Raw genomic sequence first — 24,785 nt, 5'->3', positions numbered from 1 at the left:
GCGAGGTGCAGGCTCAATGTCAGGTTGCATCAAGAAGCTTTGAAAGAAACTCCTTGGCTGAACGAATGGAATGAACGGTTGGCCTAGCGTCGAATTGAACAAGCATTTTCATAAGGAGCTGCCGTGAACACCGCCGTGAGGGGGATTCTCTACGTTTCGGTTTGGGTTGTTGTGTGGGGTGTCGCCTCATCACTCGTGGATTGGGTGTTGTTAAGCGGGGAGGTCTACGAGATGGGGTCTTTCGGTCAAGTGGCCACATTTATCGGCTACGGCGCCGCTTGTTCTGTTTTGGCAGTTCGTCTGTCTGGACGCTTTCTCAAATCCGCTGAGGATCAGGCTGACGGCTGATGGGGCTCGCGCGAAACAGCGCCTGCTGCCAAAAGGCCAGCGATGAATCCACTCGCGTGGCCAATCCAGCTCACGCCCGTGGGGGAGGCCCAAGGCAGCAATCCCGGGAGGGCACTTCCGTAAAAGGCAGCGGCAATCACGCTTAACGCAATGGCCAGCGGTCGTCGTTCGAGAAATCCGATGAGAAGGAGATAGCCAAGAAGTCCGTAGACGACTCCAGATAATCCGTGGCTGCCAACCGGCCAAAACATCCAGAGCGGAATTTCGAGAAGAATCACGGCAATCCAAACCGCTAGATAACCGCGCAGGCTTTTCAACAGCACCAGATAGCTGAGAGGCAAAAAAACGATGCTGTTGCCAATCAGGTGGCCAAGATCTCCATGGCTGAAGGGAGCGGTGAGCAGGGTCCACCAAGGCGTGCCAGGCCCCATCGCCAAATTCCAGCGTCCCCCCAGCAGGAGTTGGTCGATGCCTTCCTGTAGCCAAGACAGGCTTAACAGGATCAAGGGAAGAGCAATCACTGCACTCTGAATGTCACTCCCATCACCGCAGTGATGTCTTTGTCGATCGTGCTCGTGTCATAAGAGCCATAGCTCCCCATTTTGGTGGAGTTCGGAACGGTGATTTGGAAGGTTCCTGTGTCGGCATTGGTGATGGCTCCAATGCCGGAGCCAGCCTCACCTGCGATCGCAATCGCGCGTTCTCGAGCATCGGCGGTGGCTTTGGCCAACATATCGACGCGTTTTTCAGCCAGTTTTGTGTAGGTGTAGGCCGGTGGTTGAATCGCCAACGAGACACCATCGCCAATCAAGTTGCTGATGTTGTTGGATGCCTTTCGGATTAACGCCACATCTGAGCTGCCAACGTGAATGGACTGACGTGCCGTCCACTCTGTGTTGGTGAGCACGCCTGTCACACGGTTGCGAATGTCGTTGCGATCCGTTCTTAAAACAGTGAGTTGGGTGCTGCTTTCTGGAATGCCCGCATCTCGAAGGAAGGAAAGCGTGCGCTTCAAATCAGGTTGAAGATTTTGATAGGCCTGCTGTTGGCTAAGACCGCCACCACTCACCGTTACGGTCCAATCCGCATAGTCACTGCGCAGCCGTTCGGTGCTGGCACCGGTCACCGTCACGGTGTCTGTTGCGGTTCGAATTCCCTTGACAGCAACAGCTCCAGCCACAACAAGTCCGCCGCTGAGCACCAGCATTGGCAGCACCAAGGGAGGTGTTCGACGCCATAGCGGCAGCTGGTTCTGGCCTGAGGACGAAGGGTCTGGCACGGACTTTGGGCTTTCAACCATTTCAACCGATTTTTGGATTGGGACGTGTTTTTCGCAATCACAGCTGTGACTGGCTATGACCCGAGCTGAGATCCCTGATAGGTGATGGATGCCAAAAAGCGCTGAGGTGATCGTGATTGGCAGCGGGATCGGTGGCTTGTGCTGTGCTGGTCTCACCGCTCGGGCTGGAAAGGACGTTCTGGTTCTTGAAGCCCATCGCCAACCAGGCGGCGCTGCCCATGGCTTTGAACGTCAGGGTTATCACTTCGAATCTGGTCCCTCCCTCTGGAGTGGATTGTCACGTTGGCCAAGCAGCAACCCCCTCACTCAGATCCTGCGTGCTTTGGATCAGCCCTTGAATGTTGTGAGTTACAAGGACTGGGATGTTTTGTTCCCGGAAGGACATCTCCGCGTTGGGGTTGGAAGGGATGGGTTTGAACGCGTGGTGGAGAGACTGCGCGGACCGGAGGCTGTGGCTGAGTGGCAGCGCTTCACCGCCGTCTTGCAGCCGATTGCGGCTGCTGCAGATGCCCTGCCATTGCTGGCGTTACCCGCATCTGTGGATGGAATTGGTCCTCTTTTGAGGCGGAGTGGACGCCTTGTGCAACATTTGCCAGCCATCCGCCATCTCAGTGGTGCTTTTGGACCTCTCGTGGACCGTCATCTACAGGATCCATTTCTGCATCACTGGGTGGATTTGCTCTGTTTTTTGATCAGTGGCATGCCGATGGCTGATACCAATGCAGCAGCGATGGCCACTCTGTTTGGTGAGTGGTTTGACCCAGATTCGTGCCTCGACTTTCCGCAGGGAGGGAGTGCTGCTGTGGTTGATGCACTCGTGCGTGGCCTGGAGTCTCACGGCGGCAGTTTGCGGCTCGGAGCCAACGTGCGCCAGCTGCTACTCGATGGTGATCGTGTCATTGGCGTGGAGCTCAGCAATGGCGAGACGCTTCACTCTGATGTTGTGGTGAGCAATGCGGATGCTTGGGGGACGGCGTCTCTGCTACCCGAGATGGCTGCGAAGGCTTGGGGTCAGGAACGGCTTTCAACTCCTGGTTGTCACTCTTTTCTGCACCTGCACTTGGGATTTGATGCGAGCGGTCTGGAGGATCTGCCGATCCATACCGTTTGGGTTGGTGACTGGGAACGGGGAATTGAAGCTGAGCGCAATGCTGTGGTGGTGTCGATTCCATCGGTGCTCGATCCATCGATGGCGCCGGAGGGACATCACGTGCTGCATGCCTATACCCCGGCCAATGAACCTTGGTCAGAGTGGGCTGGTTTGCAGAGAGGAACAGCGGCCTATCAGGAGAAACGTGGACAACGCTGTCAGGTGTTTTGGGATGTGTTGGAACAACGCATTCCCGATCTCCGCAGTCGTTGCCAAGTTGTGATGGAGGGGACTCCCCTGACCCACCGTCATTACCTATCCACGCATCAAGGCAGTTATGGACCTGCGTTGTCAGCGGCGAAGGGTCTGTTCCCTGGGGTGACCACTCCCCTGCAGGGACTTTTTCAATGTGGTGCCAGTTGTTTCCCAGGAATTGGGATTCCACCCGTGGCTGCAAGTGGTGCGATGGCGGCCCACGCCATTACGGGACGCAAGGCTCAGAAGGAATTGCTTCGATCCCTCGAGCTGTAGGCGTTTCCATTCTTTGGTGTTGCTGAAGAGAGGTGGTTAGTCGATGCTTTTGCGCGCGACAACGGCAAAAAAGGGATCACCTTTTCCTCCTACCAGTCCCATCAAGCCACCGGCTTTTGTTTCCTCAGCAAAAACACGGATGTCGGTCCAGCCATTGGCTTGCAGCACCGTTCCGACATAGTCAAGGTGCTGCATGTCGTCGTTGTCGGTCCAAACCTGTGGCGCCTTCGTGAAAAACATCCGATTCGAGAACGCAACGATGGCTGTGCCATTGGGCCTGGTAATGCGAAGCATTTCCGCAGCAACATTTTCTGGTTGCGTCCAGTACTGCCAAGCAGCCACAGCTAGGCAGGCATCAACTGATCCATCCTTTAACGGGATGGTTGGGTTCAAGTTCATGTCTTGGACGTAGTGGCTGTCGAGCCTTGGGTTGGCGACGAGTTCTGCCTCATTCATACCGTGGCCAATCACGCGTTCGTAATGAATGTCCTCTGGCAAGTGACTCACCCATGACGAACCCAGATCAAGAACGACGGCCCCAGATGGAATGTGTTCTCGATAAAAACTGGTGAGACGTGCTCTGAAACCTTCGTCGAGGTGCTGGACGAAGCGTGGTTCAGAATAAAAGACCCGATCTGGCTCGCGGTCGAGCTTGAAACGCTGGTCTTCCGTTAAGACTTGGGTTGCCATTAACTCATTGTGGCGAAAGGAATGGCGTCGCTGCGAGTGCCGGTCATCGATACGAACATGTGAAGCGCACTGGGAACAAGCGATTGGCGAGAGGGATCGTCTTGATCCCTTATTCCGTCGGTGGAAGTTGTCTCCAACCGCTCGTCCAGACATCCTGATTTTTTAGCACCGTCCAGGCGATGCGTCGTCGAATACTTGCGTCGAGGACAGCTTCGAGTTCAACCCAGCGCTCCTGACCTTTTCCTCCCTGGAGAATCACCCGAAAGTGTCGATACCCGTCCTGAGGAAGCACGCTTGTCCAGGCTTTGGCTAGTTTCCAGGTCATCTTTTTGGAACAAATTCGAGGGTTGATTCGTTGGCGAATGTGAGAATACTTTAGGTGGGTTTAGTGCACCTTATGCCGAATAAAGGGGTTGCAATTTTTTTGTGAATTGTGGATCAAGGCCGTAGAAGACTTAATCGATTGAGGCGCCACGCGAAGTTGGCAGGATTGGAAAGAAACGGCATCGTTCGTTTGACATGGGGCTCATTATGCTTTCTTGTTTTGTGAATGAGTCCCAAATGGACCGATTGGGGATGTTTAGCCTGCCTCTTGATCAGATGTCATGGCCTACGCCTTAAAAGAATCCTTGCAGTCTTAGCAGTCGTTTGGCTTTGTCATTGGTTTCGATAGGTTTACAATGTGTTTGATAATGCCCAGTTGATGCAGGTCTTTGAGCTTTTTGGGAATGATTCGTCTTGATGTATGTCTTACTTTTGTTAGTCGATAATTGTGAGTTTTCGGATTCCTGTTGCTTGGACCCAGTCCGCAAGGGTTTCAAGGTCCTTGCGATTGGGAAGACAGAGACATCCACTTCCTGGGTTGCAATTGTGAATTCCAAGGCCGCTTCGATCTGTTTCGAATTGGGGCTCTAAGTTAAGCCAAAGATCTGTTCCCCACGGTTCTGGTTGGCCCAGCTCATACGTTCCAATCGGTAGGGGTGCTCCGTTGCCTGGACTCCAGAGACGGTCGGCTGTTTGCTTGCTGTTGTAACCGCTAACGGCTGGCCATTCAGCGAGCAGTTGTTCACCTTTAAACAATTCAAGCGTCCAAGAGCCACTTGGCGTGAATCCTTTTGGGTCGTTGCGCCTTGCCTTGAGTGAAAAGCTTTCTCCTTGTCTCACTTGAAGTAAAGCTGGAGAGGGGCCCTGTTGGCCTGGAGCTTGTGTCGGTGGTGTTTGGAATGCGACGGATTCGATTGTTTCTACGACTCGAATTTGTTTGGCTGATTGTCCAGCTTCACAGCTCAGCATCAGCAGGGGGACCGTGATGGCTAGAGCTTGAAGAGGACGAATCATGGTGAGTATTTGTACTTTTTAAGGATTGAACGGCTTGATTCGTCGCCTCAAGCTGGATGGTGAATCCTTTTCCCTTTCTTAGTGGGCAGACCAGAGTCTCTGGAATGGTTTTTTGGGGATGTTTGCTGCGCTGGCTGTCATCTCTTCATGATAGAAGTCTTTCCCTGAGCACTCGATTAGGAGACCGGCAGTTGCTGATCTGAAGGGCTCTATCGAGTCAGAATGGATGATTAGCCCATCCTGAGGGGCATGGGCAAGAGCGATGACGAGGCGTTTTGAAGCAGGTCGAGGTGGTGTATTTCGATCGACAGACCTTTTCGACTGACCTTTGCGATTCGCTGCCTTGCCTCCATGGGTTCAAGCGGTTTTTGTCTTTGTATCGGTACGAACGACGCCTGGGCTGACGGCTGGCTAGGTTTATGGAGTAGCAACCGCTACCTATTGCATCGTTCACCTCGGGTTTCCGAGGCGCAGACCGACCCAGGCCAAGGAACGGGGACCTGGGTTTTCTCGGAGAACATCATGACTACTCTTCTTTACAGAGGTCAGGCCTACGCAGCGCCTAAGACGTCTGACGTCAAAGCATGCATTGAACTGACTTATCGCCATGAGCACTACAACACGTGCCGTGAGCTTGTTAAGGCTGAGATGCAAGAGCATCCCACTTTGACCTATCGGGGAGTTTCTTACTCTAGATAAATTAGTTTTTATCAATTTTAGATTGTAAATTCAACCCCCTTCCGCCCCAGCAGCCAATGGTTGTTGGGGTTTTTGCATGCATCGATCTCAATGGATAATTATTTGTCCCAGATGCTTTTGCAATTGGCTTTTTTATATTGCTCCTTTGCATTTCTGTAGTTTTTAGTTTGTTCGGAGAGATCTTTGCTCGCTTGTTCGATTAGACCTTTGTCGTCTTTGCTCGAGATAATGTAGCGATTGATGCTTATTTTTGCCCCCAAATTATTCATGACACGAGTGAGAAGTTCACACTCTGTCATCGCTTGGCTCTGTGGTGGATGCAAGCTGGAGATTGTCAGCAAGGCAATGGCTGTTAGGGATTTCATTGGTTGATCAGTTTGTCTCCCGAATGATGCTGTTTTTATGACCATCCATCTTAGTTCTCGTTTACGGTTGATTCATGCATTCCTGAGTTCTGCCCGGAGAGTTGGATGAGTGACCGAACGATTGCGATTACTGGAGCTTCTGGAAAAACAGGCTTTCGTATCGCTGAAGAGTTGATGGTGCATGGAGATCGTCCGCGTTTGTTGGTGCGATCTTCGTCGGTGATTCCCGATACCCTCATGAACGCTGATCAAGTGCGGCTCAGCTTGCAGGATCCAATCGCTTTGGACTCAGCCTTAAAGGGCGTAGATGCCCTTGTGATTGCAACGGGTGCGAGGCCTTCGATTGATTTGTTAGGGCCGATGCGGGTTGATGCATGGGGTGTGCGTGCTCAGGTGGAAAGCTGTCTGAGAGTTGGGGTGCCCAGAGTGATTCTCGTGAGTTCTCTTTGTGCGGGGCGTTGGCGTCACCCCCTCAACCTGTTTGGTTTGATTCTTGTTTGGAAACGAATTGGGGAGCAGGCTTTGGAGAACAGCGGCTTGGATTGGACTGTGATCAGGCCAGGAGGTCTCAGTGAAAGAGAGGAAACCCTGGAGGAAGAGGGGGTGTATTGGTCAGGTCCCGATCAGCAGGAGAATGATTCCATCCCAAGGCGTCTGGTTGCTCGTTGTTGCTTAGAGGCCTTGAATACTCCTGCTTCGATCGGAAGGGTCCTTGAGGTAACAAGCAGTGTGTCTCGACCAGTGATTAGTTTGCCCGATGCATTATTGAGTATTGATTCCTAGAGACCAGGTCTTGCTGATGTGCGATAAATCCATCATCAGGGTTTGATCTCTGGTCGTTGCAATCAAGTTGAAAAGATGGGCCGCCACCCATCTTTTTTAATGGCTTTTGATTTCAGCGGTAACTATTTTATGTCCAGCGAACAGGGTCTTTGGAGAAATGGTGGAGACATGAATCTGTTTCATTCCCCAGTAAGTCCTGGCTGATCGTGAGGCAGATTGCATTGAGGGGGAGTGCAAATGTGCTTCCATCTCCATCAAATGGACCTTCAACGTAGGCGCCAATCCGTTCGGTCATTAAGAAGCCTAGGAACAGCACAACTCCTGCGATGTTGTCGACTAAAGATGCCCCATTTGTCTTCAAATTTAGCAGTAGTTGAAAACCGAAGACCCAGCTAAGCATGCGAACAAAGACGTCGTGACTAGCGGGCAATGGGGTGTTTCTAATCCTTTCCAGCCCGCCGATTGCATCGACTGTGGCATTGGCGATATTCATTAATTGTTCCCTGCCGCGAGTATTAATTTTCTTGCATTCGTAAAGGTTGCGAACGGCAGCTGCTCTGGCCTGCCCTAATTGTCTCTATGTTGTGGTTGGCTTCATCTCCAGATTTTCCAGGAGTTAGTCTTGAAAACGCCTCAAATCCTGATGATAAAAGTTTCTCAACTGAAAATTCAGTTGCCAAACCATGGCCACTTGATAACGCACTAAGTTGCGTCCGTGTGCACTGACTAATTGTTCCTCTGGTAGGAGGCTTGTCAGGATGTCTGACAAATTGCGGCTGTGGTTAATAATGGCGCCCCATAGTTGCCGAGCTTCCCACCAGCGGCCAATCGCCTGCGTATTTCGAAAACCAATAATGATGGAAACCGTGATTCCCATAATTGAAACGACGCTGCCACTTTGTTGCCAATTTGTAGGCACTGTGTCACTTAGTATCAGAGCTCCAATAATCGCTAATAACAACAGGTCGTAGCGCATACGCCACAGCAATAACAGCAAAATAACGAAATAGTCCCGTCGCGCTGTACGCGGTGGATCTCCGTAGCGCCCAAACTTGATTGACATAGCGTTCCCTATGAATCGCTTCGTCATAATCCCGCGGCCCTTGGCGCTTCAAACGAATGATCTTTTTTGGTGATTCTCAGCAATCAGACGTTGATCTTGCTGTGATTGGAGCCGGTCTTGCCGGCACTGGGTTTGCTGCCTCGGTTCGCCAACGCGGTTTTGAGGGCACAATTCTGCTGTTTGAGGCTGGTCGGGGTCCAGGTGGTCGGGTGGCGACGCGACGCCGACGTGATGATTTGCAATGGCGGCTTGACCATGGAGCCCCTTGTTTCAGCTTTAGCCAAGCGCCGCAGGGGCCTCTTGCTGACCTATGGAATCCCCTTCTGGAGCAGGGGATTGTCCAGCCCGATTGTGGGCTTGTTGTTGGGTTGAACGAGACGGGTTGTCTTGTTGATCCACCGGATCATCCCCTTCTCCAGGGCCCACGCTTTCGAGGTGTTCCAACGATGGCCTCCGTGCCAGAGGCTTTGCTGAAGCTCGCAGGTGCGAACACGCGAGGGGTGTTCGGAGAACGAATCAGCAGCCTGCGCAGAGAGAACGGTTGGTGGTGTTTTTCAGGTCATCTGCGGGCGCGCTCTTTAGTGGTCACGGGCAATCTTTTGGCCCATCCCCGTTCCCTGGCGATGTTGGGTTGGCACGATGTCCCGTTGCGCTCAGCTGTTCCGTTGAATCTGGATCTCGCCTTGGATGCTGCACTGGAGCGAATTCGTGAGATGCATGCATCGGTGCGCTGGAATTTAATGCTCGACTTCCCTTGCTTCCCTGAAGAACTTCCTAGGCAAATTTGGTTGACATCTAATGCCCAAGAAAAATTTGGGATTGAACGGATTGTTCTCCATCGTCAGCAGGGCCGACGGCTGGGCTTAGTCGTGCACGGTTTAGACGACGGATCTCCCATCACGCCAGCCAGTCAGCCACGTTTGTTGCTGGAGCAGGAATCACGCCAACGGAAGGCTCTCGCTGAGCTATTGCTGCCCTGGCCCGAGTTGGCTCAGGCTCTCCCTGTGGCCCGTTCTTTGGGGGTCATGCGCTGGGGAGCGTCTCAGCCCTTGGATGCTCCCCTGCCACCGTCCCTTCAATGGTGTCAACCCAGCGCTGTTGGTTTTTGTGGCGATTGGATCGCAGGCCCAGGTTTTGGGATGGCTGAAGGGGCTCTTCAAAGTGCGGTTGATCTGGCTGCTCAATGGATCTGAGTGAAGACGGATGGGACTGAGGGTGAGCCGCCGAAGAATTAATAACAACAGTTTCAGAACCGATCACTAGAGCTGGTGATCGGTTCGTTCATGCGTCAAAACAGTCCAAAGAGCATCACGCATGCGCTCGAATTATCGCCCTGTTCAGCTCCATGCCAGCGTGCATGATGACGAGCCTTGTAGGTGTTTAAGTTGCACTGACCTGCTCGGTCGTTTGACATTGAACGCCACACGATCTCAATCACTGTTGCTTCATCAACGCAGTCTCCAAGCTTCGAAGACGTTGTTCGTTGACCCCAAGATCTGATTCTCCCAGTCTTGATACGGAGCGTGCCTGGAGAAGAGATCGCTCCGTATCGGCATAGAGCTCCAGATCGTCAACGAAGCCGAAGATCTCACTGCTGGCCGTTGCATGCAGGTAGTCCGTTCGCTGTTCAACGATTTCTGATCGTGGGGTTTGTTGGATGACGTCGGCGAGTTCGTTCAGGCTTGCGATCGGATCGTTACGCTCCCAATCGCTTCGAGCGCAGTGGGAGGGAGATTCGCAGGGACTGAGTTGACCTTGATGGATGCCGAGATTGGTGGGCATGGGCCCAACGAAATGAAAGAGAGCCAGAAGAACGGAAAAAATGGTCAAGACCATAGGAAAGCTTCCTCAGCGTTGATCATGGTGTGTAGGAGCCGATGCTCCCGCACTGAACAGTCAATCTGCTCGGTACCAGGTGAATCCTCACGGTAGGGATCCTGATCCGACGATCATGGCGTCAGTCGTGAAGCGTCCATGCACCCCAGCTGGAGTGAACAGTGGTGGCCAGTGGCCTATCTGCACGATCTTGACCCAACCCGTCCCCAGCGATTCACCCTTCTCGAGCAAGATTTGGTGTTGTGGTGGGATGCTCCGGGTGAAAGCTGGAGGGCCTTTAAAGATGTGTGCCCTCATCGTTTAGTTCCTCTCAGTGAAGGGAGGATCAATAGCGCCGGTCAATTGGAATGCCCTTATCACGGTTGGAGTTTTGACGGGCAGGGCAGCTGTCGGGCCATCCCTCAATTGGGGGCAGGAGCTCGCTCGGAATCCCAGCGAACGGCCTGTGGGAGCTTGCCCACTGCTATAGGTCAGGGATTGTTGTTTGTGTGGAGTGGGACCCCTTCAGCCGCTGACCCTGCAGCGCTTCCCTTGGTGCCTGTACTCCAGGAGCAGGGAGATGGCTGGGCGGATGGCTGGATTGTGCAGGACACCTTCCGAGATCTGCCGATGGATGCGCTCACCCTCCTTGAGAACGTCCTGGATGTGAGTCATGTCCCTTTTACCCATCACCGCACCGTGGGGAAAAGGGAGAATGCATCTTCCGTTGAGGCGGTGATCACCCGCGAGGACTCCCAAGGGTTTGAAGCGTTTTGGCAGGAAGGCCCTCGCAAGGGAAAGCTCGGTTCACAGAACACGCACTTTCGTGCTCCCCAGCTGATGTGGCATGACCTCACGGCGAAGGGTTTCGCGCGCATTTTGACGGTGGTTTACGCCGTACCGATCAGCCGGGGAAAATGTCGATTGTTTGCTCGGTTCCCCTTTCAGTTCAAGGCTGCTCTTCCCCGAGTCTTGGTGGGCTTGCGGCCCCGCTGGTTGCAGCACATTGGCAACCACAAGGTGTTGGAAGACGATCAGGTGTTTCTGCATTGGCAAGAAAGGGTCCTTGAAACAGCAGGTGGTAGTGCTGCTGCTGAACAAGCCTTTGTCCTCAAGACGTCTGCCGATGTGTATGTCAAGGCGCTGCATCGCTGGGTTAACGGCCAAGGAGGCGGCCCCTTCGCAGGCCGACCACTTCCACCGCGACAGGATGTGGAGGCCTTGATGGACCGATATCACAGTCATACCAAGCACTGTGCAAGTTGTTCGGTTGCTTTGCGGCGTATTCGCTCGCTACGGCCTTGGCTATGGGGTTCGCTGTGGTTGTCTGCGGTGTTGATTGGAGCGGGTCAGTTGAGTTGGCTGCTTTGGATGGGTGTAGGTCTCGCGGCCCTCAGCGGTCTTCTGCTCCGACAAACGTCGCGTTGGCAGCGTGGATTGCGAATCGGGGATGGTCAGCCGCCCCGAAATCAGCGAATCTGAACGGGTCTGCTGGATTTGTATGAAGATCAGCTTCACATCGCCTTGTCCTGAGAGCACGATCGTGGCGCTTGGGTTACGTGATTGGCCGATTTGGGGCTGCGACATCAGCACATTCCCCTGGACCTATGACCAACGTGAAACCTGTTTGTTGTTAGAGGGGGATGTGACGGTGACGCCGGATGGTGGCGAGCCCGTCCGCTTTGGGGCGGGAGACCTCGTGGTGTTTCCAAGGGGGCTGAGCTGCACTTGGGAGGTTCACCAACCTGTCCGCAAGCATTATCAATTTGGCTAGGCGCTTCGAAAGAGAGATTCCGAAGCCAGCTTTGTTTGTTGTGGGAAGACACTCAGATGTCTGAATCTGCACTCCACTGAGGGGCGCAGGGTCTCCAGCCAACCCGGACGAGTTCTCGCCAAAGTTGATCAGCCGTTTGCTGGCTCAAATGGACACGTGTCTTCAAAAGGGGAGGTTCACCTGAAAGAGGTCGCCCTGAATCCACGAAGACGTGTGGATCATGGCCCCAACTTTTTTCGTCGGGGTGGAAGCGTTTCGTGTCAGTGGAGTTTGGGTCCTGGATCCAGGCCTGGCGTGGCATGTCTTTCGAGGGCTGATGACAGAGTCATGCATCCACGCTTCAGCCTGGAAGGGGGCGTAGGGCGAACTCGGAGCCAAGATTCTGTCGCTGGTACAGGTGTTCTAGTTGAGTTGTGTGTGGGCGTCAACGCCTTGATGGGCATTTCGGTCTGGGACGCGGGGAGTGCAACGGCATCTCTCCAAAAGGTCAAGCGAGTTCTGCTTGAGCCCGGTCCGGAAGAACTGGTTTTAGAAGTCCCTCACTGCGGTCTTTGCCACAGCGACCTGTCGGTCATCGACAACAGCTGGGGCATTAGCCATTACCCGCTCGTTCCCGGCCATGAAGTTGTGGGCAGGGTCGTGTCTGTTGGACCGGGCGTGGACTCAGCCGTGATCGGGCAGATCCCTGGTTTGGGCTGGATCAGTGGCAGTTGTTTTCGCTGTAATCAATGTTTGGAGTGAACTAGCAATCTTTGTTGGTCGCCAGGGCGGCTTTGCCAGCTACGTCAAAGCCCACCAGGATTGGACCGTCGTTCTCCCCGAAGGGTTGGATCCTGCGGTGGCAGGTCCGTTGTTTTGCGCTAGATCACAATTTTCGCATCGCTTGTGGATGAGCAGGTCTCGCCGATGGCCCATGTGGCGGTTGTGGGGATCGGTGGTCTCGGCCATCTGGTGCTGCAGTTCGCTAGAGCCTGGGGCTGTGAGGTCACCGCGCTCACCACCGACGGCACGAAGGCGGATGAGGCCAGGGGGTTTGGGGCCCACAATGTGATGCTTTTGGAAGAGCTCCCCGCATTGCTTGGACGCTTCGATCTCGTCTTTAACACCGTGAATCAAGCGCTCGACTGGTCTGCCGTGATGGGATCTCTCGCCCCACGGGGCCGCTTGCATCAGCTTGGAGCCGTCTTGCAGCCCATCCAAGTGGGTGCTTTCGATTTGATCTCCTTCCGCCGGTCGATCACGGGTAGTCCCACGTGTTCACCAGGGAGTCTTCGGAAAAATGATGGAGTTCTGCGTGAGGCACGACATCAAACCCCAGGTGGAGCATCTGCCCTTGGATCAAGTCAATGAAGCGATTGAGCGCTTGCGTCGTGGCGATGTGCGCTACCGCTTCGTGCTTGATCAGGTGTCCTAATCGATTCAGGGCTGATCCATTCGGTCGTCGTCAGTGCGGCCAACGTGCATGACATCACCCCGGCAGCTGAGCTGCTGCATGGTGATAAGGAGATCGTTTACGGCGATCCAGGCGACTAAAGCATTGCCAAACGGCCTGAGATGGCCCGCAAGACAACGGAATTTAGGGTGGGTGCCATGCGGCTCGGCAAACGCAGGGCCCTACGGGATACATCCGAGGAAAGACGGCAGCATCCGATAGAAACGGACAAGGTTCATATCTGATCCAAAGGTGAGAACCCATTCCGAGTGATTTAGACGAAGTCGGCCTGAGGCCATAGCAGCAGTTCGGCTTTCAGAAGACCAGGCTGCGTGGCTTGTCCTTACCGAGGCCGCAGGCCGAGCGTGTTGGAGCCACTAGAACCTCTGCAAGATCCACGTCTTGGCAGCGCTGTCGAACCTGTTTCAAGCGCGTCTCCAGTTGCTCATGTCAGTCTGACAAGGGGCTTGGTGTGCCTAAACGGCACGATTCAACCTCAAAAAAGATCTCAAGAACGCTGAGGATGGGGCCAAAATTCACCAGAAGGAGCCCTTACAGACCAATCATGGTGAAAGCAGAGTGGCTGCATCCCGCGAACAACTCAAGACCCGTTTGCGCAAAGACTCCCTAAGGGATGGGTGGGCCACCGCTTGGCTGTCTGGTAGGTGTGGCGAAATCAATCATTCCGTACAACCGGAAGAGAGGCGTTCAGTTGTTAGTTTCTCTCGTTTGGCCTGCCAAGTCGCCGCTTCGACAGCCCATGTTTTTTTGAACTCTTCGCTATTACGGGCACTGAGTTTGCAATTTAAATATTCAAATCGCCTGGAGCCTGCCGCTCCTCCTATCCAGGATTGGCTTTGAGATCCGCATTTCTTTCTGACATGCTGCTTTCTAGCTTTTTTGAGGGACTCTTGCTCTGCCGCATTGATCCTGTTGAGGCTGGCTGAAAAGATCTCGCAATTGGCATGAACAGAGCTGGGTATTGCTAGTGCAAGCAACAGCAGCGGAAAGGACAGATGTTGGGTTTTCATGCCGAATGCTGCATTCATGAAGAGGTCATCATCGCTCCGCGGCACTCGAATCGCAGTCCCCAATGGCTGCTCGCTAAGGCTTGTGATCGTGCGTGGGGGCTGGAGAGGCCAGCGTCTTTTGATGTGCTCCCCAAGACAAACCCTTGTGACTTCCTGCATGGTCCGATCAAATTAAAATGGAGACCTTTCGTTGATCGTCACCTCTGAAAATGGTTGATCCCAGCCAGTACCTTGTGACTGATGGTCACATTTACAAACGTATTGACATCCCCAACGCATCCTCCAAGCAGTGGAGATTAGAAGAATTAGACATTGAAGAAGCCATCCGGTCGATGATCTCGGATTTTGGTGGTCGCAGTGATGAGACCTAATGTCGTTCCCTTGATGGGTGCTGATGCGGCAGGGGTGAAGGGATTGGAAAAAGCAAAGTCAGCTGAAATGAAGCGATAGTTCTGTGAACTATTCGATGGATGAACTTAGGGAGATCAGACGCTGATTGGTCGATCTCCACTCGATTGCACTGGAATCAATTTCCTTGGAATTCTCTTAGAATTGCGCTGGATTCTATTGGTGTGGAATCGGATTTTGTTGGGTTGTTGTTGATGTTGCAACAATGAATGGAAGGGATTTTGCTAAGGGCTTTCTCTCCCTTTACCCCGCGCATGAAATTTTAAAATCTGAAGTTAAGCCTAGATTTTGATTAGGGTCTAGATCCTCAGTTGCGAACTGCTCTGTTAAGGCTCAATCCCACATGAAAGCACCAGAAGCTTTACTCGCCTACCTCCAGCAGATCCCTGGTATGGAATCAGGCGCCAAGCGTTTGGTGCTGCTGTTCACTCAGCTTGGTGATTTCGACTCGATGGAATATGCCCAAGCCCTGGTGCCTGCGCTCTCTCGTTTGGAGCAGGGAGGTATCAAGACCTTGGCCATCGCAATCGGTGATCAAGCAGGTGCTGATCGTTTCTGCGTTTTCACTGGATTCCCAAGGTCTCAGCTTCGGGTGGTTCCTGATGCGGAGCTGCATCGCAGTGTTGGTCTCTCACCCGGTCTTCAGGCTGCTGGCGGCCCTTGGCCATCTCTGTTGTTGATGTGTGCGGGGATTGGCTCTCCGGGCACGCTTGCTGAAGTTCTAAGGGGATACACAGGGGATCGCAGCGCACCCGCCCGCTTTGATGATTCTTCCCTGTTTCGCCTGGCTGGGGGAAGCGGATTCCAGCGTCCGTTCGAGCTGGCCACGGTTCGTCTTCGCAATATGAACGAAGTGCTGACGAAGTGGAGTACCTACGTACCCAATAACGCCCACATCACGCAGCGAGGCGGCACCTTTCTGTTGGACGAGGATGATTCCGTTCTTTATGTCCACCGAGACCAGGGCATTTTGGGCTTCTCGGAAACCATGAACCATCCGCTCGCTTTTCTTGACCCTTGGTTGAAAAGCGAGCACTGAAATGGAAGCAGCTCAGTCGCTTCCTCCTTGGAGATCCCTGTTGTCTGCGGCGCGCAAGCGGGAAGGCCGCTCACCGGGTGGTCGCTGGGTGCAGCTTGCCACTCTTGCTATGGATGGCTGCCCGCGGGTACGAACGCTTGTTTTTCGCGATTGGAGTGCGTCGGCGACGCTGGATCTGCTCACGGATGCCCGCAGCGACAAGACCCTCGAAATTCAAAGAACGCCTGAGGTGGAGTTGTGCTGGCTGTTTCGTAAGGCCCGCGAGCAGTTTCGCCTTCGTGGTACGGCAAGACTGATCGCTCCCGGAGAGGCTCCTGTGGTACTGGATCAGTCTTGGAGGCAGCTCTCACCCTCTGGGCGATCGGTCTGGGCCTGGCCTCCTCCCGGTGATCCTTTCGATGTTCAAGGGCCATGGCCTCAGGAGGTGTCAGATGACTCAGCGATGCCAGAGCATTTGCGCCTGCTGCGGATTTCGTTGCATCAGGTTGAGCAGCTCGATCTCAAGCCACACCCCCACCTGCGACGCGTGTGGACATCGGCCACCGATTGGCAAGAACAAAGGATCAATCCTTGAGGGTCCAGAGCGCGAGTCCGCCACCCCGTCCACGAGCTGCCATCCACCCTTCAGGGTTGCGTTCGATCAGAGCGAAAAATGGCGTGCGTCTTTGGTCTGGAGTGGGTAGTGTTTTTTTGAGCAAGACAAGGGCACCCATTCGCAGGGTGAGGGAGTTGAAATGAAAGCTCAGCAGCGGGCGTTTCCCTATCAACGACCCTAGACCTTGAAATTTGAGTTCAATAGGTCCCAAGTTGACGGCATTAGAGAGACGCAACTCTTTGCCGTCGTTCTTTAAACCTGTTTCGATCTCCAGGCGAGCACCCAGGCTTCGCAGCATCCAGCTGCTGAATGGATTTGATGTTTGTGCTCCCTTGGCCCAAACCGTTTGCAGATGCCAACAGCCCAGGAGATCAGCGCCTTCGAGGCCAGTGCCTTTCAGGCGGACAGCCCTCTCCTTCGCGCTGAGAATGGCGAAATTCATGAAAGCAAGCTGGGGCAAGACAATCGTCGCATTGGAAATAAAAAGAATCTAAAGATGCATCTGGTTTTGTGTTGAGCTAGACAATTTTTATTGGATTTCCAGGGGATGTTCCTGCATCAGCTGATGGAATTCTTCGATGGGTGAGTGTTGTTATCGGAACGATTCATCAAAAATGGTAATCCTCAAATGTATTGGCGAGAATCAATTTTTTTGTGAAAAAGTTTTGATGCCGTCTGAGGTTTACTTTTTTGAGGCCCCAGATGAGGCTCGCCTTGAAATCTGGTTGCTGAATGGCGGCGAGCCAATGCTGCACATCACAGCCGAGGCTCGGGATTATGCCTTGCTCAGCCACCGCAGGCTGGTTGATCCTTGATCATGAATCAATCTGAACATGGGCTATGGCCGACCTGCTCGCTGACGCTGTCGCTCTGAACTGGGAGCAGTTGGAAGCTTTGGCTCCCGCCCCTGCGGAGCGATGTGAAGGCCCTGCGAATGCCCAATCCACATTGCGCTTGTTTGGACAGCCGGAGTCAGATGTGCGGGTCACGTTGTTTCGTGATCATCACGCTTGGTGCCCCTATTGCCAGAAAGTATGGCTATGGCTTGAGTTTCGTCGAGTTCCCTATCGGATTCGTAAGGTCACCATGCGCTGCTACGGGGCAAAAGAGCCCTGGTTTACCGCCAAGGTGCCTTCAGGCATGCTTCCGGCCCTTGAGTTGGATGGACAACTCATCACAGAAAGTGATCGCATCCTGGAAGCGTTGGAGCATGCCTTTGGCTCCTTTGGCGCAGGGATGCACGACAAACGTGTGCGCCGGTTGCGCGAGCTTGAACGCCTTTTGTTTCGCGCTTGGTGTCTTTGGCTCTGCACACCGAGGCTGAACAATCGGCAGGAGGATCAAGCGCGTGAACAGTTTCAGGCGGTGGCCCGTCAAATGGAGGCTGCACTAGCAGAAGGCGGTGGCCAATGGCTTGATCCTGATCATCCGGGTGGAGCTCATCCAGGAACGGCAGATCTGGTGTTCGTTCCTTACGTCGAGCGGATGAATGCCTCCTTGGCTTACTTCAAGGGCTTTGCCTTACGTGACGAGCATCCAGGAATCGATCGATGGTTCAACGCACTGGAGCAGCTTGCGACGTATCGCGGTACCCAGAGTGATGTTCATACCCATGCCCACGACTTACCTCCACAAATGGGTGGTTGTTGGAGCAATGGACGTCCAGAACAGCAAGCGATGGCGCGGGCGGTGGATCAAGGTGCTGGTCTTGCTGCACTCGAAACCAGCTGGAATGATCAGATAGGCGACGACGATGTGCGGGCTTCAGACAGGGCACTGGAGAGAGTGTTGCGCCATCGTGCAGCGCTGATAGCAAGGAACCCCCTCGGTGCTGCCTTTGATCAGCCCCTGCGGGCTGCACTGACCCATTTGATCGCCGGCAAGCTTTGCCAGCCAAATGCTGATACTGCAATCGGGCTGCGCTATTTGAGAGATCGCATTTCGGTGCCGAGAGATATGCCTTTGCAGAGTGCTCGCTTGTTCAGGAAGGCCCTTGAAGCAACTGCCGCTCTGGATGGCGAGGCGCAGCCAGCCCCGCCACCTTTTGAGCATCGTTTCGATCAAGACCCCAGGCCATTTTTGAATCCGTGAGGACTTGCTTGGCCTTTGGTGATCGCGATCCGGCAGGCTGGCACGTCAAGGGAGATCATCACCATGTCAAGCGCTCAAGAGGCCCCAGGGGGCTCAGGTTTCGGAACTGGTAACGCTGGCGAGAGCAAGCGCAACCGAAATAGCAAGCGCAAACCAGGTCACTTCAACCACGGTCGTGAGCGTCAGCCCCTGGGTCGCGATCCAGATTTTGAAGCGATTTGTGCAAGGCAGACCCTGGGATTGGCTCTCTCCGGTCGGTTAACGGAACAGGCCGTTAAGCGGGTGCATAAAGCGTTGGCCGTGCAGCATCACCCTGATAAGGGTGGCGATCCAGATGTAATGACGCGTCTAAACAATGCTCGAGACGTTTTGCTTCAGCCTGAGATGTCAGACATTTTGGCGACGTGACCGAGGGGTTGGATTGCAAAATAATTAGCCCTTTGATGTGATCCTGAAAATCACAATTTGACTTGAGTGAGCAATTAATCCAGAAAGCAAGGAAAATATCGGGGTAAATATTGATTTTTAGATGAAAAATTGTCAATGCTTTGCAATGCTAAGCGTCTTAATCTCTTGTTTTGTCTTGATGGTAGCACCTTCAGATATAATTGATTGAGCAAAGTTTTATTCTTGCTTGCGCTGGAAAAATTAAAAGAATGTTGATATTGCCATTCTCTTCGTAAATAGCAAGGTAACGACCCATCTGCTCTCTGAACCTACATCGGTACGGGAGTAGAAGTTCGAATGGAAAATGAACTCCATCATCTGTTGAATTATCCTATCAGACAGTAAACATTTTCTTTCCAGTACAGAGCAGATATCGGAGAGAATTGTATGTCAAATTCCTGCCCCCACCATGCCCGATTTCATGCCAATCCAATTCTTCTTGTCATCTTTCTACCCATACAAACTGTCATTACTCCAAATAGATGTTTGACTCTAGCTCTTGCTTTTGAGCGTAGCCTGTTCCATATAGCAGCTTCTTCGCTGAGAGGATGATTCCTCGTCACTTTTTCATGGATATTAAATCAATACTCAGCCAATTTCAATAACCCCTCAAACTTTTCTCCTGTATAACATAAATCAGCCTAGACAAAGTCATTTCTATTCTCCGGATCTAGAATTTGGATCAGCATCTGACTGTCGTGAATATTGGCGGGGGTAACGACGTATCTGCGTATGAAACTGTGATCTAAATCATTTCAGAGACTGTTCTTATATCCGTAATGATGGACACCATTTTTTTCACCCAACGAGCATCAAGATCCCTTGTTGCAGGCGGCTTGGGTTGGCCTCCAATTGCTTGGGCAGATTCCCTTCCTTGATGATTTTATTGTCAGACCGAGTATTTCTTTACGAGGGAACAGGTATATGAGTGGCATCAATAATCTGACCATCGCGGGCTTCCAAGCCCTGAGCTCGCAGTTGCTGTTCAAAACAATCGAAAAGTTCTTCAATAACGCCGGGTTTACGAAGCTGTTCACGAAAAAATGCGATGGTTGTTGCATCTGGAATCGCGTTCATCACTCCAAGTCCGATGAATTGCTCGAAGGACCGCCTGTCGCTGACTGGGAATTCAAGCTCAGCATCACTGTGGTTAAAAAAGCTGTTGCAAAACCAGCATTTTGAAGAAGATAAGTGGATCAATCATTTTCCGGCCTGCATTGCTTTTTCGCTTATCTCTATATCTCTGTTCAAGCAGTGATCGAATTCTCTCTCATGGAATTGACTCGGAGAGGGTCATCAATACAGGTTTTTGTATCATGAATCTTTTGGGTTCTCTGATGTTCATCTCAGAATCCAAATTGTTCCATTCAGAAATACTGATCTTGTCCAAACTTGGCCACTGATTTCAAGCAGAGTGTGACTTGTATTGATGTTTTGTGGTGACCGTAAGTCAAAGGACGTCTTGATACGCTTCTTTTTGAAAAATTTCTACAATTCAAATATCAGAGATGAAGGAGATAAACATTCGTATTAAGGTTGTCAACCTATATCTATTCCTGAGTTAGTTGTAAGAGCAATATTGATAGCAACATCAGGCCTCCCGCCGCAATCTGTCCGGTAGACCAAGTATTGTTGAAAAAGATGACCGCGATAATGAAGGTGGGAATGGGGTAGGCCGCAAGTGTTGTAGATGTCTCATTAGCACCATTTAAAGCTACGCTGATATAAAGGCTGAATGAAAAAATTCCTAGCGCGACCCCTGCAGCGGCGGAGTAGGCAGAGTATTGTGTTGCAATGCCAAGAATGATGGCAGAGATGACCGTATAGATTCCTGCTGGAAACAATCTGAGTACCGCAATTGTTGAACCTGTTACCAGCGGGCTTTCCTTACGGATAACTCCAGCCAGTGCATGAGACAATCCGACTAAAATGGCAAACATTAGCGCAGACAGAAGGCCTAAAAGAAAATCTATTTCGGGTTTGAAGCTTATTCTAAAAAACATTGCCGCTGCTGCAAAGACGCAGGCAATTTTGAGCACCTCATGCCGGTAAAGCGTGTTAACACCAAGTAAATGAGACCAAATATGAGTAAAAGCAAAATAGCCAACGGATAGGAAGCTCAAAACACCCAGAGGTATGCGCTGCTGAGAGTAGGCTAAACAGTAGATTGGAAATATTGTCGCTACCGGTGCATATAAAAAAAACAGCCATTTAACCTTGGTGGATGCGCTGAAGACCTCATGGCAAACTGATTTGCCATTGAAAACGAGATAGACGATGCAGATTAATGCAGAGCTACTTATTACTATGACGTTGTGGGAAATAAGATCAACTTCTTCGAGTGCTAGCTTATTAAAAGCTAGAACGCAGACATAACTCAGAATGTTGAGGAGGTAAAAAGCGTATCGGCACCTGAGGGTTAGCTTTTGTCTATATGTTTTAGAAGTTTGCCCTTGCAATTTAAGTTGTCGCTTTGATGACATGAAAAATCATGAGCCATGAGACCTTTTTGGTCAGTCGTAATTGTAGCAGTGTAATCTTTAGCTCTAGATGAGAGTCGCTAAATATTTGGGAATATACGTCTTCGATTCTGGCATCTCTTCCGCAGCCCCCTTAAAGCAATTCAGAATTCTCTTAGTGTGCCCCCTCCCACACACACAAATACAAATACACAGCAGCTGAGGCAGTAAAATATTTTATTTTTAAAATACATAAATAGCTCGTAGAACATTGTTCATCAATAAGTCTTCGTGACTCTCATGCCTTTGTTTACAGTGTCGCTGTCCACATTAAAAATCTACCCTGCTGATCTTACGAACACTTCTATTCTCTGCAGTCTATTATCTATTAGCATTATTTGCAAAACTCATAACTGCGTCATCTTGCAACCAAGGACGATCAAGAAATAATCAACTCTTCTTCCTATGCCGCCAGTATTCGATGAATTCTAGCTATGCTAGCTAATGTTTAACAGATTATCGAATACAAAAAGGTCTTCCCCACCAGAATCCTTAAGCATTGTTCTTTAAAAATTGATACCTTCTAAGATGTTGCGCTTTAAAATTTGCACAACCCCGTTTAATCTTAGTTATGTTCCCGCATCTTATTCGCGCTGTACCACTAATTACGTCAATCTTGCAAAGAATGAGTTTACACGTAAACAGAATCTAGGTTGTCTTCTTGCAGAGATAGATCGACGATATGAATCGCTGTATCGCTCAGGCATGATTGGCAGCAATGAATATCTCCTGCGCTTGGATATTGTGACGGTATTCGCATACTTCGATGATGCTTCATCTCCTCCGTTCCCAATCGCCGAATTTCTATCCTCTGCCTTTGAACACAGGCGAACAGGAGAGAGGTGTGCCGGCCCAATTGGATTTAACTTTTCTTCTTATATTCGAGATTACGATTTCAATATTCTTCTCCCCTCTCTTCTAAAAGTGAGGGGATTAAAAAGCAAGATGAATACCTTTGGTCAGCTCCACGGGCTTTTATTTCGGATGATGTTCCGTGACTTTTGGGCCGAAGGTGGCATACTCGATATACCCTGTATATTTGCACTAAGCGTATCAACAAACAATACCTATGATGCGCAGGAGTTTACTCATCGAATACTAGGACAACAATATCAAAAGCTTGGTCCATCCTCTCTCACAGACAGATACTTTGGTTGTATGGGGCTGGAAGTAAGCTACTTTCAACCACCTGGTACTCAAGCACCCCTAGCTTTTTACTACAAGCTGGGAGATCTACTGAATCGCCCTGGCCGGGACTTGGTGGCACTGGTTGCTGTTATGGAAACTTTTCAACGTATCTATAGGCCTGAAATTTACGCAGCATGTAAAGCCGCTAATGGCAGATTTACATCAAGCTTGACCAATAATAACTTTTTACCACCTTCCATCCATTATGACCGTTTAGAGCGTGATCAGATACTTGGTCCGCTCCAAGCAAAATTAGCTTGGAATAAGTTTTTAAAACCTAACCTTAAGCGGTTAGTTCAATTTCTAGATAAATGCCAGGATTTAGAGGTAGATGAGAGAATTTCAGTCGATGCGGTTAAGGAGGGCTTGGAAGTTGCGAAATTATTGGGAGAGACAACTAAGTAAAACGTTTTGATTCCCCATCGGCTGAGGATTTTGAGAGCAAAGCTTTGTACAGACTCTACACCCCGTATAAACACCGCGGTGTTTATAGATATATCCAATGATGCCAATAAATCTAATCCGTTTTTCATGCCGTACACATCGAAATGACCAAAGTTTCTGAAAAGTTAGATATTTTATTATCATTTGCTGTTGTAGGTCTATAAGTAGGAAAAGAATAACGGTTTCGGTGTGTATAACAGAGTTATCCGTTATTCAGGTGGTAAAAATGAGAGACTGTTGTAAATCCATGGCTTGGGCGGCGTCGTGCTTTTTGCCAGTGCATTCGATTTTCGTTGATGCTTCGAATACGGTAAGCGATTCCATTATTTTGCTTCGGTTGTGGAATCTTCAAGTGATTGAGAATGAAATTCAACGCCAATGCAAGATTGCCCGCTCGTCTTGAAATATCAAGAATCGCCTCGATAGTTGACTCCTAAGGGTCGATTTGCTGCTGATTGTTGTTCCGTTTAGCAATAGCTACTCTCTCCTCCTCGGTGGCGTGATCCAACGATCCCATTTCCTCTGGAATTTGGCGGTATTCCTCTACCGCTTGACTCCATAGTCGATTACGAATTGTTTACACCCAGTCCAGAGGCAGAGTTTTGTTAGGCATGGGAATACAGACAAACTCTGCTGAGCCTGTTTGATCCCGTGGCGGTGGATTGCTGGAGGTTCCCTAAAGTGATTGAAAGCTTTTGATTTAGCGATTTCTTTAAATTTGAATATTTTATTGGATGTCGTTCAAGAATATTTTATTCCAATAATGATCTTCTTGCTACTCAGCCTACAAAGACAGATACCAGCGAATCATGCCTACGACTTGGCCTGCAGGTCCATGACCACTAATCAGCTCCCCGATGATGGCAGCCATAAAACCCAACATCGCCACACGCCCGTTGAGACGCTCAACAAAACCCAGAGATCCTTGATTCCATGGGCGTTTCGTGGTCAGACCCTCGCCGAAAGCTTCCAACGGTTCGTACTGGAAATTTTGGCGTGACAAAGGGGCTCTATCAATTCAAAATTGATTTTATGCAGAGATTCAGCTTCGTTTCATAGGCTTAGGACACCCTTAAGCCCGAACCCATGGATTCCGACCGTTTAAAAGCACTGTTTACGAAACCATATGGAAAACCAGCCCCAACGGAGTCTCAATGGAGAGAGTTGTATGACGAACAAGTTTGTTTTCAAGATCCAACGCAAGAGCGTCATGGCATTGATGCCTATATCGCAGCACAAGATAGGTTAATGAAGCGTTGCGATGACATCTATCTTGTGCCTGGAGCAATCGCCATCAATGAAAATATTGCTTTTATTGAGTGGGAAATGGGATTGAAAATTAAGGGAATTGAGTTTATTTATCCCGGTGCTTCTCGATTAGAACTCAACGCGGACGGAAAAGTTGTAAGTCATAGAGATTACTTTGATTTCGTTGGCCCCACCTTTGGTCCTGTTCCAGTACTTGGAGGGTTTGTACGCTGGCTTTACAAGAGATTTGTGGACTAACTACTCAGAACGGTAAGGAAGAGAGCTTGATCAACACTGCTTCAGAGAGTAGAGGAATTATCGGAAGTCTGGGCTTGGCTCAGCTTCCAAAAGGTGAGACTTGTGACGGCGGCGCCAAAACCAAGGAAGAGGGTGATCAAAGCTTCGTTTGACATGTCAATAGACTGATATCAATCTCATCATGGCGCATTCGCTCGTTGACCTGCAAGTGAGTATTTATTCCTAAATCGGGCCGTTTTTGGGCTGCTTTTCGCGAGAGACCCTGTTTTTCATTAAGGTATGTTGAGAA

At 51.0% G+C, this 24,785-nt stretch carries 31 protein-coding genes and 1 pseudogene; 18 read left to right on the top strand and 14 right to left on the bottom strand.

Going from position 1 to position 24,785, the window contains the following annotated elements; genetic code table 11:
* Positions 1-123 precede the first annotated feature (123 nt).
* Complete coding sequence (locus SynROS8604_RS10035) at positions 124-348, top strand: hypothetical protein (RefSeq protein ID WP_006853199.1); 225 nt, start codon at positions 124-126, stop codon at positions 346-348.
* On the opposite strand, the gene SynROS8604_RS10030 is transcribed toward SynROS8604_RS10035, so the two are convergent.
* Together SynROS8604_RS10030 and SynROS8604_RS10025 are read right to left on the bottom strand one after the other, a co-directional pair.
* A complete protein-coding gene (locus SynROS8604_RS10030) occupies positions 333-869 on the bottom strand; it encodes a rhomboid family intramembrane serine protease (RefSeq protein WP_186543879.1) in 537 nt (178 codons plus the stop codon). The two genes, SynROS8604_RS10035 and SynROS8604_RS10030, sit on opposite strands and share 16 nt — an antisense overlap.
* A complete protein-coding gene (locus tag SynROS8604_RS10025; protein WP_186545933.1) occupies positions 866-1,555 on the bottom strand; it encodes an SIMPL domain-containing protein in 690 nt (229 codons plus the stop codon). The genes SynROS8604_RS10030 and SynROS8604_RS10025 overlap by 4 nt, the downstream gene beginning before the upstream one ends.
* A gap of 181 nt (positions 1,556-1,736) precedes the next feature.
* Between SynROS8604_RS10025 and SynROS8604_RS10020 the strand changes: the two genes are divergently transcribed.
* A complete protein-coding gene (locus SynROS8604_RS10020) occupies positions 1,737-3,269 on the top strand; it encodes an NAD(P)/FAD-dependent oxidoreductase (protein WP_186543878.1) in 1,533 nt (510 codons plus the stop codon).
* 36 nt (positions 3,270-3,305) lie between these two features.
* On the opposite strand, the gene SynROS8604_RS10015 is transcribed toward SynROS8604_RS10020, so the two are convergent.
* The 3 genes from SynROS8604_RS10015 to SynROS8604_RS10005 all read right to left on the bottom strand — a co-directional run bounded on the left by SynROS8604_RS10015 (position 3,306) and on the right by SynROS8604_RS10005 (position 5,297).
* Positions 3,306-3,959 carry a class I SAM-dependent methyltransferase gene (locus SynROS8604_RS10015; RefSeq protein ID WP_186543877.1) on the bottom strand — a complete coding sequence of 218 codons (654 nt, stop codon included), beginning with the start codon at positions 3,957-3,959 and terminating at the stop codon, positions 3,306-3,308.
* A gap of 109 nt (positions 3,960-4,068) precedes the next feature.
* On the bottom strand, positions 4,069-4,284 hold the full coding sequence (locus SynROS8604_RS10010; protein ID WP_186543876.1) for a TIGR02450 family Trp-rich protein: 216 nt from the start codon (positions 4,282-4,284) through the stop codon (positions 4,069-4,071).
* 434 nt (positions 4,285-4,718) lie between these two features.
* Entirely contained in the window at positions 4,719-5,297 is a 579-nt protein-coding gene (locus SynROS8604_RS10005) for a L,D-transpeptidase (protein ID WP_186543875.1), read from the bottom strand.
* A gap of 351 nt (positions 5,298-5,648) precedes the next feature.
* Between SynROS8604_RS10005 and SynROS8604_RS16265 the strand changes: the two genes are divergently transcribed.
* Positions 5,649-5,996, top strand: coding sequence for a DUF4278 domain-containing protein (locus tag SynROS8604_RS16265; RefSeq protein WP_370586500.1), 348 nt, complete (start codon positions 5,649-5,651; stop codon positions 5,994-5,996).
* A gap of 98 nt (positions 5,997-6,094) precedes the next feature.
* Here SynROS8604_RS16265 and SynROS8604_RS09995 read toward each other — a convergent pair whose 3' ends face one another.
* Positions 6,095-6,361, bottom strand: coding sequence for a hypothetical protein (locus tag SynROS8604_RS09995; protein ID WP_186543873.1), 267 nt, complete (start codon positions 6,359-6,361; stop codon positions 6,095-6,097).
* A gap of 105 nt (positions 6,362-6,466) precedes the next feature.
* On the opposite strand from SynROS8604_RS09995, the gene SynROS8604_RS09990 reads away from it, so the two are divergent.
* Positions 6,467-7,144, top strand: coding sequence for an SDR family oxidoreductase (locus tag SynROS8604_RS09990; protein WP_186543872.1), 678 nt, complete (start codon positions 6,467-6,469; stop codon positions 7,142-7,144).
* Between the two features lie 127 nt (positions 7,145-7,271).
* On the opposite strand, the pseudogene SynROS8604_RS16260 reads toward SynROS8604_RS09990, so the two are convergent.
* Positions 7,272-8,120, bottom strand: a pseudogene (locus SynROS8604_RS16260) (bestrophin family ion channel).
* A gap of 143 nt (positions 8,121-8,263) precedes the next feature.
* Between SynROS8604_RS16260 and SynROS8604_RS09980 the strand changes: the two are divergent.
* Positions 8,264-9,400, top strand: a complete 1,137-nt coding sequence (locus tag SynROS8604_RS09980) for an NAD(P)-binding protein (protein ID WP_186543871.1) — start codon at positions 8,264-8,266, stop codon at positions 9,398-9,400.
* Between the two features lie 241 nt (positions 9,401-9,641).
* On the opposite strand, the gene SynROS8604_RS09975 is transcribed toward SynROS8604_RS09980, so the two are convergent.
* Positions 9,642-10,043 carry a DUF1499 domain-containing protein gene (locus SynROS8604_RS09975; protein ID WP_186543870.1) on the bottom strand — a complete coding sequence of 134 codons (402 nt, stop codon included), beginning with the start codon at positions 10,041-10,043 and terminating at the stop codon, positions 9,642-9,644.
* Positions 10,044-10,181: 138 nt separating this feature from the next.
* On the opposite strand from SynROS8604_RS09975, the gene SynROS8604_RS09970 reads away from it, so the two are divergent.
* Positions 10,182-11,504 (top strand): Rieske 2Fe-2S domain-containing protein, encoded by a 1,323-nt coding sequence (locus tag SynROS8604_RS09970; protein WP_186543869.1) that lies wholly within the window; start codon positions 10,182-10,184, stop codon positions 11,502-11,504.
* Complete coding sequence (locus tag SynROS8604_RS09965) at positions 11,473-11,796, top strand: cupin domain-containing protein (RefSeq protein WP_370586499.1); 324 nt, start codon at positions 11,473-11,475, stop codon at positions 11,794-11,796. The genes SynROS8604_RS09970 and SynROS8604_RS09965 overlap by 32 nt, the downstream gene beginning before the upstream one ends.
* Before the next feature lie 52 nt (positions 11,797-11,848).
* On the opposite strand, the gene SynROS8604_RS09960 is transcribed toward SynROS8604_RS09965, so the two are convergent.
* Positions 11,849-12,097, bottom strand: coding sequence for a DUF1651 domain-containing protein (locus SynROS8604_RS09960; RefSeq protein ID WP_186543868.1), 249 nt, complete (start codon positions 12,095-12,097; stop codon positions 11,849-11,851).
* Between the two features lie 26 nt (positions 12,098-12,123).
* Here SynROS8604_RS09960 and SynROS8604_RS16255 point away from each other — a divergent pair, with 26 nt between their 5' ends.
* The 3 genes from SynROS8604_RS16255 (at position 12,124) to SynROS8604_RS16245 (ending at position 13,329) form a co-directional block, all read left to right on the top strand.
* Positions 12,124-12,537, top strand: a complete 414-nt coding sequence (locus tag SynROS8604_RS16255; RefSeq protein WP_370586498.1) for an alcohol dehydrogenase catalytic domain-containing protein — start codon at positions 12,124-12,126, stop codon at positions 12,535-12,537.
* A 144-nt stretch (positions 12,538-12,681) separates the two neighbouring features.
* Complete coding sequence (locus SynROS8604_RS16250) at positions 12,682-13,146, top strand: zinc-binding dehydrogenase (protein ID WP_370586497.1); 465 nt, start codon at positions 12,682-12,684, stop codon at positions 13,144-13,146.
* Positions 13,147-13,254: 108 nt separating this feature from the next.
* Positions 13,255-13,329: a hypothetical protein gene (locus SynROS8604_RS16245; protein ID WP_370586589.1), complete on the top strand. Its 75-nt coding sequence runs from the start codon at positions 13,255-13,257 to the stop codon at positions 13,327-13,329.
* A gap of 579 nt (positions 13,330-13,908) precedes the next feature.
* Here the strand turns inward: SynROS8604_RS16245 and SynROS8604_RS09950 are convergent.
* On the bottom strand, positions 13,909-14,277 hold the full coding sequence (locus SynROS8604_RS09950) for a hypothetical protein (RefSeq protein ID WP_186543867.1): 369 nt from the start codon (positions 14,275-14,277) through the stop codon (positions 13,909-13,911).
* A gap of 191 nt (positions 14,278-14,468) precedes the next feature.
* Between SynROS8604_RS09950 and SynROS8604_RS09945 the strand changes: the two genes are divergently transcribed.
* The 3 genes from SynROS8604_RS09945 to SynROS8604_RS09935 all read left to right on the top strand — a co-directional run bounded on the left by SynROS8604_RS09945 (position 14,469) and on the right by SynROS8604_RS09935 (position 16,280).
* Positions 14,469-14,630 carry a hypothetical protein gene (locus SynROS8604_RS09945; RefSeq protein WP_186543866.1) on the top strand — a complete coding sequence of 54 codons (162 nt, stop codon included), beginning with the start codon at positions 14,469-14,471 and terminating at the stop codon, positions 14,628-14,630.
* A gap of 380 nt (positions 14,631-15,010) precedes the next feature.
* Positions 15,011-15,706: an AhpC/TSA family protein gene (locus tag SynROS8604_RS09940; RefSeq protein WP_186543865.1), complete on the top strand. Its 696-nt coding sequence runs from the start codon at positions 15,011-15,013 to the stop codon at positions 15,704-15,706.
* A 1-nt stretch (position 15,707) separates the two neighbouring features.
* Positions 15,708-16,280 (top strand): pyridoxamine 5'-phosphate oxidase family protein, encoded by a 573-nt coding sequence (locus SynROS8604_RS09935; protein WP_186543864.1) that lies wholly within the window; start codon positions 15,708-15,710, stop codon positions 16,278-16,280.
* Here SynROS8604_RS09935 and SynROS8604_RS09930 read toward each other — a convergent pair.
* Positions 16,270-16,743 (bottom strand): hypothetical protein, encoded by a 474-nt coding sequence (locus tag SynROS8604_RS09930; RefSeq protein WP_186543863.1) that lies wholly within the window; start codon positions 16,741-16,743, stop codon positions 16,270-16,272. The two genes, SynROS8604_RS09935 and SynROS8604_RS09930, sit on opposite strands and share 11 nt — an antisense overlap.
* A 136-nt stretch (positions 16,744-16,879) precedes the next feature.
* Here SynROS8604_RS09930 and SynROS8604_RS09925 point away from each other — a divergent pair, with 136 nt between their 5' ends.
* From SynROS8604_RS09925 to SynROS8604_RS09915, 3 genes are all read left to right on the top strand, one after another.
* On the top strand, positions 16,880-17,116 hold the full coding sequence (locus tag SynROS8604_RS09925; protein ID WP_186543862.1) for a DUF1830 domain-containing protein: 237 nt from the start codon (positions 16,880-16,882) through the stop codon (positions 17,114-17,116).
* 25 nt (positions 17,117-17,141) lie between these two features.
* The gene (locus SynROS8604_RS09920) at positions 17,142-18,392 is read left to right on the top strand and encodes a glutathione S-transferase family protein (protein WP_186543861.1); all 1,251 of its coding nucleotides are present in this window, start codon (positions 17,142-17,144) and stop codon (positions 18,390-18,392) included.
* A gap of 63 nt (positions 18,393-18,455) precedes the next feature.
* Positions 18,456-18,800 carry a molecular chaperone DnaJ gene (locus SynROS8604_RS09915; protein ID WP_186543860.1) on the top strand — a complete coding sequence of 115 codons (345 nt, stop codon included), beginning with the start codon at positions 18,456-18,458 and terminating at the stop codon, positions 18,798-18,800.
* Positions 18,801-19,745: 945 nt separating this feature from the next.
* On the opposite strand, the gene SynROS8604_RS15945 is transcribed toward SynROS8604_RS09915, so the two are convergent.
* Together SynROS8604_RS15945 and SynROS8604_RS09905 are read right to left on the bottom strand one after the other, a co-directional pair.
* The gene (locus tag SynROS8604_RS15945; RefSeq protein WP_255445000.1) at positions 19,746-20,039 is read right to left on the bottom strand and encodes a transposase; all 294 of its coding nucleotides are present in this window, start codon (positions 20,037-20,039) and stop codon (positions 19,746-19,748) included.
* 350 nt (positions 20,040-20,389) lie between these two features.
* Positions 20,390-21,322: a DMT family transporter gene (locus SynROS8604_RS09905; protein WP_186543859.1), complete on the bottom strand. Its 933-nt coding sequence runs from the start codon at positions 21,320-21,322 to the stop codon at positions 20,390-20,392.
* A 564-nt stretch (positions 21,323-21,886) separates the two neighbouring features.
* On the opposite strand from SynROS8604_RS09905, the gene SynROS8604_RS09900 reads away from it, so the two are divergent.
* Positions 21,887-22,951: a putative oxygenase MesX gene (locus SynROS8604_RS09900; protein WP_186543858.1), complete on the top strand. Its 1,065-nt coding sequence runs from the start codon at positions 21,887-21,889 to the stop codon at positions 22,949-22,951.
* Between the two features lie 823 nt (positions 22,952-23,774).
* Here the strand turns inward: SynROS8604_RS09900 and SynROS8604_RS09895 are convergent.
* Entirely contained in the window at positions 23,775-23,993 is a 219-nt protein-coding gene (locus SynROS8604_RS09895) for a chlorophyll a/b-binding protein (RefSeq protein ID WP_186543857.1), read from the bottom strand.
* A gap of 83 nt (positions 23,994-24,076) precedes the next feature.
* Between SynROS8604_RS09895 and SynROS8604_RS09890 the strand changes: the two genes are divergently transcribed.
* On the top strand, positions 24,077-24,496 hold the full coding sequence (locus SynROS8604_RS09890; protein ID WP_186543856.1) for a nuclear transport factor 2 family protein: 420 nt from the start codon (positions 24,077-24,079) through the stop codon (positions 24,494-24,496).
* Positions 24,497-24,785 lie beyond the last annotated feature (289 nt).

The sequence above is a fragment of the Synechococcus sp. ROS8604 genome, assembly GCF_014279655.1.
Classification (GTDB): domain Bacteria; phylum Cyanobacteriota; class Cyanobacteriia; order PCC-6307; family Cyanobiaceae; genus Synechococcus_C.
The sequence above is the reverse complement of the archived record's forward strand: the minus strand, read 5'-3'. Positions and strand labels throughout refer to the sequence as shown.

Bases quoted from the DNA above. Each gene is read 5' to 3' on its own strand.
- SynROS8604_RS16255 (WP_370586498.1), top strand. From the start codon at position 12,124: ATGCATCCACGCTTCAGCCTGGAAGGGGGCGTAGGGCGAACTCGGAGC.
- SynROS8604_RS09905 (WP_186543859.1), bottom strand. From the start codon at position 21,322: ATGTCATCAAAGCGACAACTTAAATTGCAAGGGCAAACTTCTAAAACA.
- SynROS8604_RS10015 (WP_186543877.1), bottom strand. From the start codon at position 3,959: ATGGCAACCCAAGTCTTAACGGAAGACCAGCGTTTCAAGCTCGACCGC.
- SynROS8604_RS09945 (WP_186543866.1), top strand. From the start codon at position 14,469: ATGGTTGATCCCAGCCAGTACCTTGTGACTGATGGTCACATTTACAAA.
- SynROS8604_RS09925 (WP_186543862.1), top strand. From the start codon at position 16,880: ATGGGTGAGTGTTGTTATCGGAACGATTCATCAAAAATGGTAATCCTC.
- SynROS8604_RS09940 (WP_186543865.1), top strand. From the start codon at position 15,011: ATGAAAGCACCAGAAGCTTTACTCGCCTACCTCCAGCAGATCCCTGGT.
- SynROS8604_RS09965 (WP_370586499.1), top strand. From the start codon at position 11,473: ATGGTCAGCCGCCCCGAAATCAGCGAATCTGAACGGGTCTGCTGGATT.
- SynROS8604_RS09995 (WP_186543873.1), bottom strand. From the start codon at position 6,361: ATGAAATCCCTAACAGCCATTGCCTTGCTGACAATCTCCAGCTTGCAT.
- SynROS8604_RS09960 (WP_186543868.1), bottom strand. From the start codon at position 12,097: ATGCCACGCCAGGCCTGGATCCAGGACCCAAACTCCACTGACACGAAA.
- SynROS8604_RS09950 (WP_186543867.1), bottom strand. From the start codon at position 14,277: ATGAATGCAGCATTCGGCATGAAAACCCAACATCTGTCCTTTCCGCTG.
- SynROS8604_RS09915 (WP_186543860.1), top strand. From the start codon at position 18,456: ATGTCAAGCGCTCAAGAGGCCCCAGGGGGCTCAGGTTTCGGAACTGGT.
- SynROS8604_RS10020 (WP_186543878.1), top strand. From the start codon at position 1,737: ATGCCAAAAAGCGCTGAGGTGATCGTGATTGGCAGCGGGATCGGTGGC.
- SynROS8604_RS09975 (WP_186543870.1), bottom strand. From the start codon at position 10,043: ATGGTCTTGACCATTTTTTCCGTTCTTCTGGCTCTCTTTCATTTCGTT.
- SynROS8604_RS09900 (WP_186543858.1), top strand. From the start codon at position 21,887: ATGTTGCGCTTTAAAATTTGCACAACCCCGTTTAATCTTAGTTATGTT.
- SynROS8604_RS09930 (WP_186543863.1), bottom strand. From the start codon at position 16,743: ATGAATTTCGCCATTCTCAGCGCGAAGGAGAGGGCTGTCCGCCTGAAA.
- SynROS8604_RS09990 (WP_186543872.1), top strand. From the start codon at position 6,467: ATGAGTGACCGAACGATTGCGATTACTGGAGCTTCTGGAAAAACAGGC.
- SynROS8604_RS09970 (WP_186543869.1), top strand. From the start codon at position 10,182: ATGCACCCCAGCTGGAGTGAACAGTGGTGGCCAGTGGCCTATCTGCAC.
- SynROS8604_RS09980 (WP_186543871.1), top strand. From the start codon at position 8,264: ATGATCTTTTTTGGTGATTCTCAGCAATCAGACGTTGATCTTGCTGTG.
- SynROS8604_RS10025 (WP_186545933.1), bottom strand. From the start codon at position 1,555: ATGCTGGTGCTCAGCGGCGGACTTGTTGTGGCTGGAGCTGTTGCTGTC.
- SynROS8604_RS09935 (WP_186543864.1), top strand. From the start codon at position 15,708: ATGGAAGCAGCTCAGTCGCTTCCTCCTTGGAGATCCCTGTTGTCTGCG.
- SynROS8604_RS10005 (WP_186543875.1), bottom strand. From the start codon at position 5,297: ATGATTCGTCCTCTTCAAGCTCTAGCCATCACGGTCCCCCTGCTGATG.
- SynROS8604_RS09890 (WP_186543856.1), top strand. From the start codon at position 24,077: ATGGATTCCGACCGTTTAAAAGCACTGTTTACGAAACCATATGGAAAA.
- SynROS8604_RS10010 (WP_186543876.1), bottom strand. From the start codon at position 4,284: ATGACCTGGAAACTAGCCAAAGCCTGGACAAGCGTGCTTCCTCAGGAC.
- SynROS8604_RS16265 (WP_370586500.1), top strand. From the start codon at position 5,649: ATGGGTTCAAGCGGTTTTTGTCTTTGTATCGGTACGAACGACGCCTGG.
- SynROS8604_RS09920 (WP_186543861.1), top strand. From the start codon at position 17,142: ATGGCCGACCTGCTCGCTGACGCTGTCGCTCTGAACTGGGAGCAGTTG.